A 14,844-nucleotide genomic window follows, 5' to 3' on the forward strand; every position below is an offset into this window, starting at 1 on the left:
TCCTTACCCGTCGAAGGAGTGCACCCCTATGTCCGTCGCCACCGAGATCTGCGCCCCGCTCCCCGTCCTCGGCCACGATGTCGAGGTCCCGCTGGTCAACGGTGAGAAGGTCACCTACGCCGCGCTCGACTACGCCGCCAGCTCCCCGGCGCTGAAGCGGGTCTGGGACGACGTCGCCGCCTACGCCCCCTACTACGGCAGCGTGCACCGGGGCGCCGGGTACCTCTCCCAGCTCTCCACCGACCTCTTCGAGCAGAGCCGCCGCACCGTCGCGGACTTCCTCGACCTGAGGGAGGGCGACCAGGTGGTCTTCACCCGGGCCACCACCGACTCGCTGAACCTGCTGGCCGGCGCCGTTCCGGCCGGTACCCGGGTCTTCGCCTTCGAGACCGAGCACCACGCCTCGCTGCTGCCCTGGCGCCACGCCGGGCTGAGCGTCACCTACCTGCGCGCCCCGCGCTCGCGCGCCGAGGCGGTCGCCGCCCTGGACGCCGCGCTGGCCGAGGCCCCTGAGGGCCCCAAGCTGCTCTGCGTCACCGGCGCCTCCAACGTCACCGGTGAGCTCTGGCCGGTCGCCGAGCTGACCGAGACCGCCCACCGGCACGGGGCCCGGGTGGTGCTGGACGCCGCGCAGCTCGCCCCGCACCACCGGGTCTCGGTGCGCGAGCTGGGCGTGGACTGGATCGCCTTCTCGGGGCACAAGATCTACGCGCCGTTCGGCGCCGGGGTGCTGGCCGGCCGGGCGGACTGGCTGGACGAGGCCGAGCCGTACCTGGCCGGCGGCGGTGCCACCCGCACGGTGGCCCGGGAGGCCGACGGCTCGGTGGCCGTACAGTGGCACACCGGTCCGGCCCGGCACGAGGCCGGTTCGCCGAACGTGATCGGCGCCTACTCCATCGCCTCGGCCTGCCGGGCGCTGACCGAGGCCGGCTTCGACGCGCTGGAGGCCCGTGAGCAGCAGCTGGTCGCCCGGCTGAAGGCCGGTCTGGCGGAGGTCCCGCAGGTGCGGGTGCTGAACCTGTTCGGCGCCGACTCGGCCCGGGTGGGCGTGCTCTCCTTCGTCGTCCAGGGCTGGAACAGCTCGCACTTCTCGGCCGCGCTCTCCGCCGAGTACGGCATCGGGGTGCGCGACGGTCTGTTCTGCGCGCACCCGCTGGTGCGCACCCTGCTCGGCGACGAGGACGTGGCGCCGTCCGAGTGCGGCGCGCCGGAGGCGTCGCTGCCCGGGGAGCGCAGCCTCAACGCGATCCGGGTCAGCTTCGGTGCGGGCACCCCGGACGAGCATATCGACCGGTTCCTGACCGCCGTCCGCGAGCTGGTCACGGACGGCGCGGCCTGGAACTACCGCAACGAGGGCGGCCGTTGCGTCGCCACCGTGCAGATCGACAGGAGTCGGCGCGAGAGCTGAGGGGGAGGGGTCACTCGCCCAGGCCCAGTGCGAAGGCGGTCTCCAGGTCGTGCTGGGAGTAAGTGCGGAAGGCGATCTGGGTCTCGGTGTGGGCCACGCCCGGGACCTTGTTCAGCCGGCCGGGGATCACCTCGGCCAGGTCGTCGTGCCGGCGTACCCGCACCATCGCCACCAGGTCGTAGCCGCCGGTGACCGAGTAGACCTCGCTGACGCCCTCGATGGCCGCGATCGCCTCGGCGATCTCCGGGATGCGGTCGACGCTGGTCTTGATCAGGACGATGGCGGTGATCACTGTTCGGGCTCCTTTGTGAGGTGTCGCCAGGGTATCGGGCGTCAGCCGGGCCGTCGCGAGGGGCGGGTGGCCGATGTGCAGGCGTACAGGAAGCCCGCCGAGAAGCCGATCACATGGCACAGGTAGGCGACGCCGGGCCCGGCCGAGTGCACCGACCACCACTGCAGCGCGAACCAGAGGCCGAGCACCAGCCAGGCCGGGAACCGCAGCGGCAGGAAGAGCAGCAGCGGGACGAGCGTGGTCACCCGGGCGCGCGGGTGCAGCCGCAGGTAGGCGCCGAGGACGGCGGCGATCGCCCCCGACGCGCCGATCAGCACCCGCGTCGAGTTCGCCGAGTGCGCCTCGGCCAGCGCGAAGCCGTAGGTGGCCAGCGAGCCGGCCGCCAGGTAGAAGAGGGCGAAGCGGGTCCGGCCGAAGCGTTCCTCGATGGTGGGGCCGAAGACCTGGAGGAAGAGCAGGTTGCCCAGCAGGTGCAGCCAGCCGGCGTGCACGAAGAGCGAGCTGAGGACCGACAGGGCCGGGTGCTTGCCCGGGGTCGGGGCGGCCGGGCAGCCCGGGACCGGATCGGGGGCCTCGGCCAGCTGCTCGGCGCTCAGCGGGCGCCCGGCCAGCAGCTCGGCGGGGACGGCGCCCCAGCGCTGCTCGTACCGCTGCTCCGCGCAGACCCGGTCCTGGCCCTGGCCGTACAGCGGATTGAGCCCGGCCGCCGGGCCGATCAGGAAGACCAGGACGTTGAGTGCGATCAGCGCGTAGCTGACGGCCGGGACGGGTGCGGCCGGGCGGCCGCCCCGCGCCCCGGTGTGGTCGAGGACCGGGATCGCCATGCGACCAAGCATCCCTCCGTCCGGCGCGGGCGACACCGCGTTGTACGGCAGGTGGACCACCCCCGCGATCGCCGTGACCGGTGGCCGGGGTGGTTGCCTCAGGCAATAGGCTTGGGGCGGGCATTCCCGCCTCCCGCCGCCGATGCCGGGGCCCCGGGGGGAGCGCCTGAGCCCACCCAGGGACCACCCGAGAGGACCCCCGATGACCGTCCCCGCCCTGACCGCAGAGACGCGTTGGCGCTGCACCCTGTGCGGCAACCTGACCCGCTTCGACGTCACCCGTTCCGCCCGGGTGACCGAGTTCCTGCACTTCGACCTGGCCGGCGAGTCCAAGGTGGAGGAGACCGAGGTGCTCAGCGAGACCGTCGAGTCGGTGCGCTGCCGCTGGTGCAACGCGGTGGACCAGGTCGAGCTGGTGGCCCGTCCGGGAGCCGAGGCCGCCGAGGCCGCCGAGCAGGCTTGATGCCCGCCCCGCGCGGTGGACGGTGCGCGGCACGGCCGTCCGCCGCGCGGGACAATACAGACAGAGCGCACGGAGCGTGACGACCAGGGGTACGGCCGACGGCCGTACCCCGTTGGACGAGGATCGGAGCCGAGGACGTGGTGGACGCAGCGAAGGAGCCCGCCGGGCCGCAGGGGCGGCAGCCCGCTGTGGACGCGCAGGCGCCGGACGCGGTCGAGGCTGCCGCACCCGGCACCGGCGCCCCCGCCGAGGAGGCCGCCGGCGAGGAGTCGGGCGGCTCCGGCGGTGAGGAGCCGGCGGCAGGCCGCGCGGCGGAGAAGCTCGACCGGCCGCTGCCCGAGGGGGTGCGCCGGCGCGTGGTGGGCCTTGCCGCCGACGCGCTCGGCGGGCTGCCGTTGGCGGAGCTGCCGCAGACCCTGCGCCCGTACGCCAAGTTCACCCCGGCGCGCCGTGCCAAGTACGCCGCCACCGCACTGGCCGCGGCGCTGGAGTCCGAGCCGGCGTTCCGGGTGCGGATAGCGGAGCGGCTGCGGCTCGGGCAGCCGGATCTGGTCAGGGCGCTGGAGTCGGGCAACGTGCCGGGCGCCGCCGATCCGATGGACGTGGCCGCCGCGGCGTACCTGGTGCGCCCGGCGGGCTGGAGCCGGCTGGTCGCCGAGGCCGGCGAGGAGGCCGAACGGGTCGGCGCCGAGGGCGCGGCGGCGGAGGCGACCCGGCTGGCGGAGAAGCTGCAGGCGGAGCTGGCCGAGGTGCGCGCCGCCGCTCGCGCGGACCTGGACCGGCAGCGGACCGAGTCGGAGGACGTCCGCAAGGAGGCGGAGTCGCTGCGCAAGAAGGTGCGTTCGCTGGAGAGCGACACCCGCCGGGCGCAGGCCGAGACCCGTCGGCTCGCCGGGGAGCTGGAGGCGCTGAAGGCGCAGTCGGCCGCCGAGCGCGGCGCCGGCGAGAGCGAGGTTCGGCGGCTGCGGCACCGGATCTCCGAGCTGGAGAACGCCGCCGAGCAGGGCCGCCGTTCGGCCCGCGAGGGGCGCAGCGTCGAGGACATGCGGCTGCGGCTGCTGCTGGACACCGTGCTGCAGTCGGCGCAGGGGCTCCAGCGGGAGCTGGCCCTGCCGGTCTCCCAGATCCGTCCGGCCGACCTGGTGGAGGCGGTGGTGCCGGGCTCGGCCTCGCCGCACGACGTGGCGCGGCGCGGCCTGGCCGAGGACGACCCGGCGCTGCTCGACCAGTTGCTGGCGATCCCGCAGGTCCACCTGGTGGTGGACGGCTACAACGTGACGAAGACCGGCTATCCGACGCTGCCGCTGGAGCAGCAGCGGATCCGGCTGCTGGGCGGGCTGGCGATGCTGGCCCAGCGAACGCAGGCGGAGGTCACCTGTGTGTTCGACGGGCAGGACCTCGACGTGCCGGTGATCATGGCGCCTCCGCGCGGGGTCCGGGTGCGGTTCAGCCGGACCGGGGAGACGGCGGACGAGCTGATCCGCCGGCTGGTGCGGGCCGAGCCGCAGGGGCGTCCGGTGGTGGTGGTCTCCGCCGACCGGGAGGTCGCGGAGGGCGTGCGGAAGGCGGGCGCGCGCCCCGTGGCTTCCGTTCTGCTGTTGAACCGGTTGGCCCGGCCCTGACCGCGGCCGGGAGCTGTCCGGGTCGGAGTGACGCCTGGTCAGCGCCCGGTTTGCGGGGATGTGTGGGTCCGGTGAAGTCATCGCGGGGGGCCGGAGTTCACGCCATCGGGGGAGTGGCGGAATGCGTGGATCTTCACTAGGGTCTGGCGTCAAACCTATTTTCCGGATTCTCACCCAATCGGGTGAGTCCCGTTGGAAGAAGGAGCCGGTCTTTTGGCCACCCACCGCCGTCCCAAGCAGCCGAGCCGCGCGCGGGTCTCCGTGCTCACCGCTGCCGCGGCGACCGCGGTCGCCCTCTCCGCTCAGGTCGCCGCCCACGCCGCGCCCACTCCCTCCCCCAAGAAGGAGGACGTGAAGGCGCAGATCGACCAGCTGCAGGAGGAGGCCGAGCAGGCCACCGAGAAGTTCAACGGCGCCAAGGAGCGGGCCGACCAGCTGCGCAAGCAGTCGGACCAGCTCCAGGACCAGGTGGCCCGTGGCCAGGACCAGATGACCCAGCTCCAGGGCGGGCTGGCCGAGGTGGCGGCCGAGCAGTACCGCACCGGCGGCATCGACCCGTCCGTCCAGCTGATGCTCTCCTCCGACCCGTCCGGCTACCTGGACAAGGCCTCCAGCGTCCAGCAGGCCAGCTCCAGCCAGACCGAGGCGCTCAAGGGTCTGCAGGACCAGCAGCGCCGGCTGGACCAGCAGAAGGCCGAGGCGGCCGCGATCCTGGCCTCCCTGGACAGCACCACCAAGGACCTGAACCAGTCCAAGGCCGAGGTCAACAAGAAGCTCAAGGAGGCCCAGGACCTGCTGAACTCGCTCAGTGCGGCGGACCGGGCCGCGCTGAAGGCCGCCCAGCAGCAGGCCGACCGGGCCTCGCGCGGCAGCGAGCGGACCGACCTGAGCAGCCTGCCGCAGGGCAGTGGCATGGCCGGGGCGGCCGTCGCCAACGCGATGAGCAAGCAGGGCTCGCCGTACCAGTGGGGCGCGGTCGGCCCGAGCGGCTTCGACTGCTCCGGTCTGATGGTCTGGTCGTACGCGAAGGCCGGCGTCTCGCTGCCGCGCACCTCGCAGGCGCAGGCCAACTACGGCTCCAGGGTGCCCTCGCTCGCCGAGGCCCAGCCGGGCGACCTCATCATCTACCGCGCCGACCGCAGCCACGTCGGGATGTACATCGGCAACGGGATGGTGGTCCACGCGCCGCACACCGGTGACGTGGTGAAGGTGATGAAGGCCGACGCGATGCCGATCAACGCGATCCGCCGGGTCTGACGGACCGACACGCCCACGGGCCGGGATCCGGCCCTGTGATCCACGCCACCCCCTGACCGGGGGTGGCGTCGGCGTTCGCGGCTGCTTGATGACAAACGATCAGCTCCGCGTGGGCAGGTGATCACGTCCGGTCATATCCACACAGGACCTTGGATCTTCTTTCGGCATTTTTCTGACAAGGATTTGAACGGATCACGGTTCTGTTACTAGGGTCGTGCCTCGAACCACCGCACAGTCGATCACCCAGCAGGGGTGGCGGCGGAGGTTTACCGCCGAGTTCGCGAAGCAGCGGGGCAGAGCATCTGCCCGAGTGGGAGCCCAGTCGTCGGGGGCGCTGTGGAACGGAGCCGGGGAACCATGTTCCTCCGGGGTGAATCGGCGCCAGGTCGACCGCAGGAGCGGTCGGTGAGGCGTCGTAGGGCAATGCTTCCGGCCCGAACCCGTCAGCTCACCCGGTAGGCGGACGTAGGAAGAAGGAGTCCGCCTTCGTGGCGTCCCATCGTCGTCCCAAGCCCGCCGGCCGCGCCCGGGTCTCGATCCTGACCGGTGTCGCCGCTGCCGCGGTCGCCCTCTCCGCGCAGTCCGGCGCCCACGCCGACCCGACGCCGACCAAGGACCAGGTCAAGGAGCAGGTCGACCAGCTCAACGAGCAGGCCGAGCAGGCGACCGAGAAGCTCAACGGTGCCCAGGCCAAGCAGCAGGAGCTGCAGAAGCAGGTCGGTGAGCTGCAGGACAAGGTGGCCCGCCAGCAGGCCTCGGTGACCGAGGCCCAGGGTGGCCTCGCGGAGATCGCCGGCGAGCAGTACCGCAACGGCGGCATATCGCCGACTGTCCAGCTGATGCTCTCGTCCAGCCCGGACAGCTTCCTCACCCAGGCCGGTGCGATCAACCAGGCCGGCAGCACCCAGTCCAACGCGCTGAAGGACCTCCAGGAACAGCAGCGCAGGCTCGACCAGGACCGCAACGAGGCCCAGGCCAAGCTCGGGGAGCTCGAAGCCACCACCCAGCAGCTGAAGGCCTCCAAGGACGAGGTCCAGGACAAGCTGGCCAAGGCCCAGGAGCTGCTCAACACGCTGACCGAGCAGGAGCGCCAGGCGCTGCGCGCGGCCGAGGAGAAGGCCGCCGCCGAGGCGAAGGCCAAGGTGGACGCCGCCAAGGCCGAGGCCAAGGCCAAGGCGGACGCCGAGCGGGCCTCCCGCGACAACAGCCGCGACAACCTGGCCGGTTCGGCCGCCAAGGCCGCCGCGCCGACCGCACCGTCGACGCCGGCCGCTTCCTCGGCGCCGGCCGCACCGCCGGTGGCCGCCGCCGGCAGCTCGCGCGCCGCCGCGGCGATCGCCGCCGCCGAGAGCAAGCTGGGTGCGCCGTACGTCCGCGCCGCCGCGGGCCCGAACTCGTTCGACTGCTCCGGCCTCACCAGCTGGGCCTACGCCCAGGCGAACGTGTCGCTGCCGCGTACCTCGCAGCAGCAGGCCACCGTCGGCACCAACGTCGGCACCAATATCGCCAACGCCCAGCCCGGCGACCTGATCATCTACCGCGCGGACCGCAGCCACGTCGCGATCTACGTGGGCGGCGGCCAGGTCATCCACGCGCCGAAGCCCGGCGCGAACGTCCGGTACGAGACCGCCAGCATGCTGCCGATCAACGCCATCGTGCGCGTCTGATCCGGCGTCCGCCTTCACGGGCCCGGTCTCCCCTCGTGGGAGGCCGGGCCTGCGGCTTTTGCGCAGGATCGTGCTGGTGTCCGATTGCGGGTCAAATATTCGGGTTGGGAGGGGTTTGGACTCGCTCGCCCGGACTCGCTAACGTCTGCCACTGGACTCCCGCTTGAGAGCCGCCCGCTCCGGTGCGGCGGCGGGGCCGGGCCGCAGGATCGGAGCCACTGTCGTATGGCCGTGCACCGCCGTTACCCCCTGCCGGGCGCGCTCGCCCGCGCGCTGGTGCTGACCGCCGCGGCCACCACCGCGCTGGGGGTGGCGACGGGTGGTACCGCCCAGGCCGCCCCGGGCGCGCCGGACGGCCCGTCGAACCGCAAGGACGTCAAGGCGCAGGTGGAGCAGCTGTACGACGAGGCCGAGCAGGCCTCGGAGAAGTACAACGCGGCACTGGACGCCCAGCAGCACCTCCAGGACGAGACCGGCACGCTCCAGCAGCAGGTCGCCCTCGGTCAGGACGAGCTCAACCAGCTGCGCGGCGACCTCGCCACCGTGGCCGGCGCCGAGTACCGGGGCGGCGGGATGGCACAGACCGTCCAGCTGATGCTCTCCAGCGACCCGGAGGGCTACCTCTCCAAGGCCCGCGCGCTGGACCAGGCCGCCGAGCGGCAGAACGAGACGCTGCACGAGGTGGTGGCCCGTCAGCGCCGGCTCGACCAGCGCCGTGCCGAGACCTCCCTGAAGCTCACCGAACTGGATCAGACCCGCCGCGCCCTCGCCGAGAGCAAGCAGCAGATCCAGCAGCGGCTGGCCAAGGCGCAGCGGCTGCTCAACGGCCTGGGTGCCGGTGAGCGGGCCCGGATGGCGGCCCAGGACGCCCGCGAGGCCGAGCAGCGCGCCACCCGCGGCACCGACCGGCTCGACCTGGGCACCGCCCCGCCCGCCTCCGAACGCGGCGCCGCCGCGCTGGCTGCTGCCGTGAAGATGATCGGTTCGCCCTATGTGTACGGATCCACCGGGCCGCGCGCGTTCGACTGTTCCGGTCTGATGTACTGGAGCTGGCGGCAGGCCGGAGTGACCCTGCCGCGCACCTCGCAGGCCCAGGCGTACGCCGGCCGGCGGGTCGGCATCTCCGACGCGCGACCGGGAGACCTGGTGATCTTCTACCGGGACATGCACCACGTCGGCATGTACGCCGGCGGCGGGGTGATCGTGCACGCCCCCTACCCGGGCGCCAAGGTCCGCTACGAGAGCGTCGACGCGATGCCCGTCGCGGAGGTGATCCGGCTCTGAGCCGGCCCGGCCCGACACCTCCCGCCGAAGCCGGGGTACGCCGCCGCGTGCTGTCCCGGCGCGGTGCCCTGCTGCTCGCGGCGGGTGGACTGGCTCAGCTCTCGCTGCCGCGGGCCGCTCCGGCGGCCCCCGTGGCCGCGCTGGTGGCGGACCACCGGGCCGAGGTGGCCGCTCTGCTGGCCGAGCGGGCCCGGGCGCTGACCGCCGGGCCGGCCGCACCCCCGGTCGAGGCGGCCTACCGGAACCTCGTGCTCGGGCCGGCCGGTGGCCCGGACTGGCTCGGCGTCACCGCCGAACTGACGGTCCGGGTGGTCGGCTACGAGGAGTACCCGGTGGTCCACCCGCGCCGGCTGGTACTGCTGCGTGCCGGCGACGGCTGGCGGGTCGAACGGGAGGAGGGCACCGGCGGGCCGGCGCCGCTCTGGGACCTCGGGACCGTCCGGGCCGCGAGCGGTGCGCACTGCCTGGTGCTCGGCCTGGCCGGCGGGTCGGACCCGGCGCAGCTCGCGGCCGTGGCCGACCGGGCCGTCCCGGCCGTCACCGCCGTCTGGGGGACCGCCTGGGCGGGCCGGCTGCTGCTGGAGCTGCCCGCCACCGAGGAGCAGTTCGGCCGGCTGCTGGACGCCGACCCGGCCGGCTGGGCCGGCATGGCGGCCGTCACCACCGCGGCGCCCGGCGCCCCCTGGCACACCCCGGCGGACCGGGTGCTGGTCAACCCCGAGGCCTATCGGGGGCTCAGCGACTTCGGCCGCCAGGTGGTGACCACCCACGAGGCGGTGCACGTGGCGACCCGGGCCGACACCCGCGCCTGGACGCCGCTCTGGCTCTCCGAGGGCGTCGCCGACTGGACCGGCTACCGGGACTCCGGCCGCTCCCCGCGGCAGATCGCCCCCGAGCTGGCCCGTGACGTCGCCGCCGGGAAGGTGCCCTCGGCGCTGCCCGCCGACCGGGACTTCACCGCGGGAGCCGCCGGCATCGCCCAGGCCTACGAGCAGTCCTGGCTGGCCTGTGACCTGATCGCCCGCCGTTTCGGGCCGGACCGGCTGGTCGCCTACTACCGGGCGGTCGGCGCGGCGGGGGCGGGTGCCGGCCGGGAGCAGCAGTCGGACCGCGTCCTGCGGGACGAGCTGGGGCTCGGACTGGGCGAGTTCACCGAGCTCTGGGTCGCCGAGGTCCGCCGGCTCGCGGGGTAGGCCCGACGCCACGGGTGCCCCGCCGGCGTCCGAGGCCCGTCCTGCCGGTCCCGCCGGGCGGGCGGGCGGCCCTAGCGGCGTCGCTGGGCCGGCGGTCCCGGCCGGTCGATGCCGTCCAGCAGGTCCTGCTCGTACGCGATCCCCGGGCGTACCGGGTAGCCGGTGGCCGACCCCGGCTCCGCGCGGTCCAGCACGACGGTGGCGGGGAGCTGGGCGGACCCGCGGGTCGACCGCCAGAGCCGGACGCAGGAGAGCCCGGCGGCGGTCAGCAGCAGCAGGTTGCGCAGGGTCAGCGCGGTGACGGCCCAGGGCTCGCTGCCGACCAGTTCGCTGAAGAGCAGCGGGAACTCCACCAGGGTCAACGGCGTCGCGGCCAGGATCAGCAGCGCCACCGGCCGCTGGCTGGTGCCGCGCACGGTCAGGCAGACCGCCGCCACGCCGACCAGCCAGACCAGGTACTGCGGGCTGATCACCCGGCTGGTCACGGTGAAGATCAGCAGCGCGGCCAGCGCCGCGTCGTACATGGTGGCCGCGTTGCGGCGCTTGGAGGTGAAGCGCCAGAGCAGCAGCCAGGCGAAGCCCAGCAGGCTGCCGGCCATCATGACCTTGCCGACCACGTACACCCACGGCCCGAGCATCTCGACCGAGCCGTAGTTCATCGTCACCCTGCCGTCCCAGGCGCCGGCCATCCGGGCGAAGTGCAGGGGCAGGGCGCCCACCGACTCCACCTCGACGCCTCGGTCCTTCTGGAAGGTCAGGAACTCGAACGCGCCGTTCATCCCGGCCGCGAGCAGGAAGCCCACCGAGACGGCGGTGGCCGCGGCGGCGGTCCACGCACGGCGGGTGCGGCGGCCGGACGGGGTGCCGATCAGGCCGATCAGCGGCCAGATCTTGATGATCCCGCCCAGTCCCAGCAGGAGCCCGCCGATCGCCGGGCGGCGGATCAGCGCCAGCAGGCCGGCCACCGCGACCGCGGTGACGATGACGTCGTACCGGTTGTAGATCATCGGGCCGAGCAGCGGCACGCCGGCCACCCAGACCCAGGCGCCGGTCAGGGCCCGGCCCTTGCGCAGTCCGGTCCGCACCAGCAGGGCCATCGCGACGGCGTCGGCGATCCCGCAGATCACCCAGAAGGAGACCACGTAGGACCAGGGCAGCAGCCCGGGCAGCATGATCACCAGGGCGGCGCCGGGCGGGTACTGCCAGGTCACGTCGTCCAGCGGGAAGGTGCCGGTCTGCAGGACGCCGTACCAGCCGTGGTAGATCAGCCAGACGTCGGTGGTGATGTCCCCGCCGGCCATCCGCAGCACGCCGGTCACGAGCAGCAGCAGCAGCGTCCGGGAGGCCAGCCACGTCCCGACGAGCGCACAGAGTGCCCCGGTACGCCGGGAGGGGCCTGCGGGGGCCGGTACGGGCTCCTGGCGGACGGCCAGCGCCGTGCCGGGTCCGTCGGCGCCGCTGGGTGAACCGGACTTGGTGGCCGGGGCCAACTCCACTGCGCTCCCTCGTTCGTCTCGGACGTCCCACCGGAGGCGCCGCGCGACGGACGCCCGGGCGGCCGGTGCCGGGCGCGGCGCCACGTTCGGCGGGGCCACAACGGCTGCCTAGGTTCTAGGACAGACCCGGGGGTGAAACGGTTGCCGTGCGCGGATCCGTTCCCGGCGGGTCATGGTGTTGACCTATCGTACGGATCACCCAGCGGTACACCGAGCACCCCCCGACCGAGCGAGCCGTGGCCTGATGCACAAGACCTTGATCGTCACCAACGACTTCCCGCCGCGCCCCGGCGGCATCCAGGCCTTCGTCCACAACATGGCTGTCCGTCAGCCCGCCGGGAGCGTGGTGGTCTACGCGTCGACCTGGCGTGACGGCAGCGAGGTCGCCCGCTTCGACGCCGAACAGCCGTTCCCGGTGATCCGCGACCGGACGAAGGTGATGGTTCCCACACCGCGGGTCACCCGCCGGGCCGCCGAGATCCTCCGGGCCGAGAAGTGCGACTCGGTCTGGTTCGGCGCGGCCGCCCCGCTCGGGTTGATGGCACCCGCGCTGCGCCGCGCCGGGGCCCGGCGGCTGCTCGGCATGACGCACGGGCACGAGGCCGCCTGGGCCCAGCTCCCGGCGGCCCGGCAGCTGCTGCGCCGGATCGGCGCCGGCACCGACACCCTCACCTACCTCGGCGAGTACACCCGCTCCCGGATCGCCGACGCGGTCGGCCCGCAGGCGGCGGCCCGGATGGTGCAGCTGCCGCCGGGGGTCGACGAGGGGACCTTCCACCCCGACTCGGGCGGCGCCGAGCTGCGCCGCCGGCTCGGGCTCGCCGACCGGCCGGTGGTGGTCTGCGTCTCCCGGCTGGTGCCGCGCAAGGGCCAGGACACCCTGATCGAGGCGATGCCGCAGATCCTCGCCGAGGTGCCGGACACCGTGCTGCTGATCGTCGGCGACGGCCCCTACCGGGCGGACCTGGAGAAGCTCGCCGAGGCCCGGGGCGTCCGCGCGGCGGTGCGGTTCACCGGGGCGGTGCCGTGGTCGGAGCTGCCCGCGCACTACGGCGCCGGGGACGTCTTCGCGATGCCCTGCCGCACCCGGCGGGGCGGGCTGGACGTCGAGGGCCTGGGCATCGTCTACCTGGAGGCCTCGGCGACCGGGCTGCCGGTGGTGGCTGGGGACTCCGGCGGCGCGCCGGACGCGGTGCTGGAGGGCGAGACCGGCTACGTGGTGTCGGGCGGCTCGCCGGCCGCCGCGGCCGAGCGGATCGTCCGGCTGCTGAACGACGAGGAACTGCGCCGGCGCCTCGGCGAGGCCGGCCGGCGCTGGGTGGACCGTTCCTGGCGGTGGGACCTGCTCGCCGGGCGGCTCACCTCGCTGCTGGCCGGTTGACGGCGCGGTGCGGGGCCCCGCCGCGGCGGGGCCCCGCACCGTACGGTCAGCGCTGGTAGATCGCCTCGACGTCGGCCGCGAAGTCCTTCAGCACGAGGTTGCGCTTGAGCTTGAGCGACGGTGTGAGGTGGCCGCTCTCCTCGGAGAGGACCGTGTCCAGCAGGCGGAACTTCTTGACGGCCTCGGCATGCGAGACGGCGGCGTTGCCGTCGTCCACGGCGGCCTGGACGGCGGCGAGCAGGTCCGGGTCCTCGCGCAGCTCGGCCACCGTGGCGGTGGCCGGCTTGCCGTTCAGCTCCTTCCACTTGGGGAAGAAGTCCTCGTCCACGGTGACCAGGCAGCCGATGAACGGCTTGCGGTCGCCGACCACCATCACCTCGCCGATCAGCGCGTGCGCGCGGATCCGGTCCTCGATCACGGCCGGGGCGACGTTCTTGCCGCCCGCGGTGACGATGATCTCCTTCTTGCGGCCGGTGATGGTGAGGTAGCCCTCGGAGTCCAGCGAGCCGATGTCCCCGGTGGAGATCCAGCCGTCCTTCAGCGCGTCGGCGGTGGCCTGCGGGTTGTTCCAGTAGCCGGTGAACACCTGCGGGCCCTTGAACAGGACCTCGCCGTCCTCGGCGATCCGTACGGCGGCGCCGGGCAGCGGCTGGCCGACCGTGCCGATCTTCGGCTTGTCCCACGGGTTGAAGGCGGTGGCCGCGCAGGTCTCGGTCAGGCCGTAGCCCTCCAGCACGGTGAAGCCGATGCCCCGGTAGAAGTGGCCGAGTCGCTCGCCGAGCGGGGCGCCGCCGGAGATCGCGTGGGTGGCCCGGCCGCCGAGCGCGGCGCGCAGCTTGCTGTAGACCAGCTTGTCGAAGATCTTGTGCTTGATCCGCAGGCCCAGGCCCGCACCGCCGGCGTCCAGCGCCCGGCTGTACGCGATCGCGGTGTCGGCGGCCCGGTCGAAGATCTTGCCCTTGCCGTCGGCCTGGGCCTTCGCCCGGGCGGTGTTGTAGACCTTCTCGAACACGCGCGGCACACCCAGGATCAGGGTGGGCCGGAACGCCGCCAGCTCGGCGGTGACGTCCTTGATGTCCGACACGTGGCCGAGCTTGATCGGGGCCATCGCGGGGGCGATCTCCGCGATCCGGCCGAGCACGTGGGCCAGCGGCAGGAAGAGCAGGACCGAGCTCTCGCCGGTGCGGAACAGCGGGGCCAGCCGCTCCACGATGTTGCCGCACTCGGCCATGAAGTTGGCGTGGGTCAGCTGACAGCCCTTGGGGCGGCCGGTGGTGCCCGAGGTGTAGACGATGGTGGCGATCGAGTCGGCCGTCGCCAACGAGCGGCGCTCGGTGACGGTGGTGTCGGGGACGTGCTGCCCCGCCTCGGCCAGCGCGGCCAGCGCGCCGCCCTCGATCTGCCAGGTCTGCCGCAGCAGCGGCAGACGCGCCCGGACCTCCTCGACCACCGCCGCGTGCTGGGCGGTCTCGGTGAGCACGGCCACCGCCCCGGAGTCGCCGAGGATCCACTCCACCTGTTCGGCGGAGGAGGTCTCGTACACCGGCACGGTGATCGCGCCGGCCGTCCAGATCGCGAAGTCCAGCAGCGTCCACTCGTAGCGGGTGCGGGACATGATGCCCACCCGGTCGCCGGGCTCGATGCCCGCGGCGATCAGTCCCTTGGCGGCGGCGTGCACCTCGACCAGGAACTGGGCGGCGGTCAACCCCTGCCACCGGCCGTCCACCTTGCGGCTGAGCACCACGACGTCCGGGTGTCGCTCGGCGTTCTGGTGCACGAGGTCGGAGAGGTTACCGCCGCTCGGTACCTGGTAGAGGGCCGGAAGGCTGAAGTCGAGCAAGACTGCTCCTCGTTCGCGACGCTGCGGGACGGCAGGACGTTACTGCCCGGTAGGCAGCTTCGACCAGGGGGGTCGGCTCCGGTGTTCGAAGTGTCACACCTTTACCCGGTCCGACCA

12 protein-coding genes and 1 riboswitch are annotated in these 14,844 nt (G+C 73.4%); of the genes, 8 read left to right on the forward strand and 4 right to left on the reverse strand.

What is annotated here, in order from left to right:
- Positions 1–28 precede the first annotated feature (28 nt).
- Positions 29–1,408, forward strand: a complete 1,380-nt coding sequence (locus tag AB0J08_RS06910; RefSeq protein ID WP_360628054.1) for an aminotransferase class V-fold PLP-dependent enzyme — start codon at positions 29–31, stop codon at positions 1,406–1,408.
- Between the two features lie 10 nt (positions 1,409–1,418).
- Here AB0J08_RS06910 and AB0J08_RS06915 read toward each other — a convergent pair whose 3' ends face one another.
- Positions 1,419–1,700 (reverse strand): Lrp/AsnC ligand binding domain-containing protein, encoded by a 282-nt coding sequence (locus AB0J08_RS06915; protein WP_329487307.1) that lies wholly within the window; start codon positions 1,698–1,700, stop codon positions 1,419–1,421.
- 41 nt (positions 1,701–1,741) lie between these two features.
- The gene (locus AB0J08_RS06920) at positions 1,742–2,524 is read right to left on the reverse strand and encodes a rhomboid family intramembrane serine protease (protein ID WP_360628057.1); all 783 of its coding nucleotides are present in this window, start codon (positions 2,522–2,524) and stop codon (positions 1,742–1,744) included.
- Between the two features lie 202 nt (positions 2,525–2,726).
- On the opposite strand from AB0J08_RS06920, the gene AB0J08_RS06925 reads away from it, so the two are divergent.
- The 6 genes from AB0J08_RS06925 to AB0J08_RS06950 all read left to right on the forward strand — a co-directional run bounded on the left by AB0J08_RS06925 (position 2,727) and on the right by AB0J08_RS06950 (position 10,010).
- Positions 2,727–2,987, forward strand: coding sequence for a hypothetical protein (locus tag AB0J08_RS06925; protein ID WP_360628060.1), 261 nt, complete (start codon positions 2,727–2,729; stop codon positions 2,985–2,987).
- Between the two features lie 137 nt (positions 2,988–3,124).
- Positions 3,125–4,609, forward strand: coding sequence for an NYN domain-containing protein (locus AB0J08_RS06930; RefSeq protein ID WP_360628063.1), 1,485 nt, complete (start codon positions 3,125–3,127; stop codon positions 4,607–4,609).
- Between the two features lie 213 nt (positions 4,610–4,822).
- Positions 4,823–5,866 (forward strand): NlpC/P60 family protein, encoded by a 1,044-nt coding sequence (locus AB0J08_RS06935; RefSeq protein ID WP_360628066.1) that lies wholly within the window; start codon positions 4,823–4,825, stop codon positions 5,864–5,866.
- Between the two features lie 322 nt (positions 5,867–6,188).
- A riboswitch (cyclic di-AMP (ydaO/yuaA leader) is annotated at positions 6,189–6,344 on the forward strand.
- Between the two features lie 10 nt (positions 6,345–6,354).
- Positions 6,355–7,533 carry an NlpC/P60 family protein gene (locus tag AB0J08_RS06940; protein WP_360628069.1) on the forward strand — a complete coding sequence of 393 codons (1,179 nt, stop codon included), beginning with the start codon at positions 6,355–6,357 and terminating at the stop codon, positions 7,531–7,533.
- A gap of 225 nt (positions 7,534–7,758) precedes the next feature.
- Positions 7,759–8,817, forward strand: a complete 1,059-nt coding sequence (locus tag AB0J08_RS06945; protein WP_360628072.1) for an NlpC/P60 family protein — start codon at positions 7,759–7,761, stop codon at positions 8,815–8,817.
- Positions 8,818–8,864: 47 nt separating this feature from the next.
- Positions 8,865–10,010 carry a hypothetical protein gene (locus AB0J08_RS06950; RefSeq protein ID WP_360628075.1) on the forward strand — a complete coding sequence of 382 codons (1,146 nt, stop codon included), beginning with the start codon at positions 8,865–8,867 and terminating at the stop codon, positions 10,008–10,010.
- A gap of 71 nt (positions 10,011–10,081) precedes the next feature.
- Here the strand turns inward: AB0J08_RS06950 and AB0J08_RS06955 are convergent, their stop codons facing one another.
- Complete coding sequence (locus AB0J08_RS06955; RefSeq protein ID WP_360628078.1) at positions 10,082–11,506, reverse strand: glycosyltransferase 87 family protein; 1,425 nt, start codon at positions 11,504–11,506, stop codon at positions 10,082–10,084.
- 244 nt (positions 11,507–11,750) lie between these two features.
- Between AB0J08_RS06955 and AB0J08_RS06960 the strand changes: the two genes are divergently transcribed.
- Entirely contained in the window at positions 11,751–12,887 is a 1,137-nt protein-coding gene (locus AB0J08_RS06960) for a glycosyltransferase family 4 protein (protein ID WP_360628081.1), read from the forward strand.
- 46 nt (positions 12,888–12,933) lie between these two features.
- On the opposite strand, the gene AB0J08_RS06965 is transcribed toward AB0J08_RS06960, so the two are convergent.
- Positions 12,934–14,727, reverse strand: a complete 1,794-nt coding sequence (locus AB0J08_RS06965; protein WP_360628084.1) for an AMP-dependent synthetase/ligase — start codon at positions 14,725–14,727, stop codon at positions 12,934–12,936.
- Between the last annotated feature and the right edge of the window lie 117 nt (positions 14,728–14,844).

It is taken from the genome of Kitasatospora sp. NPDC050463, from assembly GCF_040655255.1.
GTDB lineage: Bacteria > Actinomycetota > Actinomycetes > Streptomycetales > Streptomycetaceae > Kitasatospora.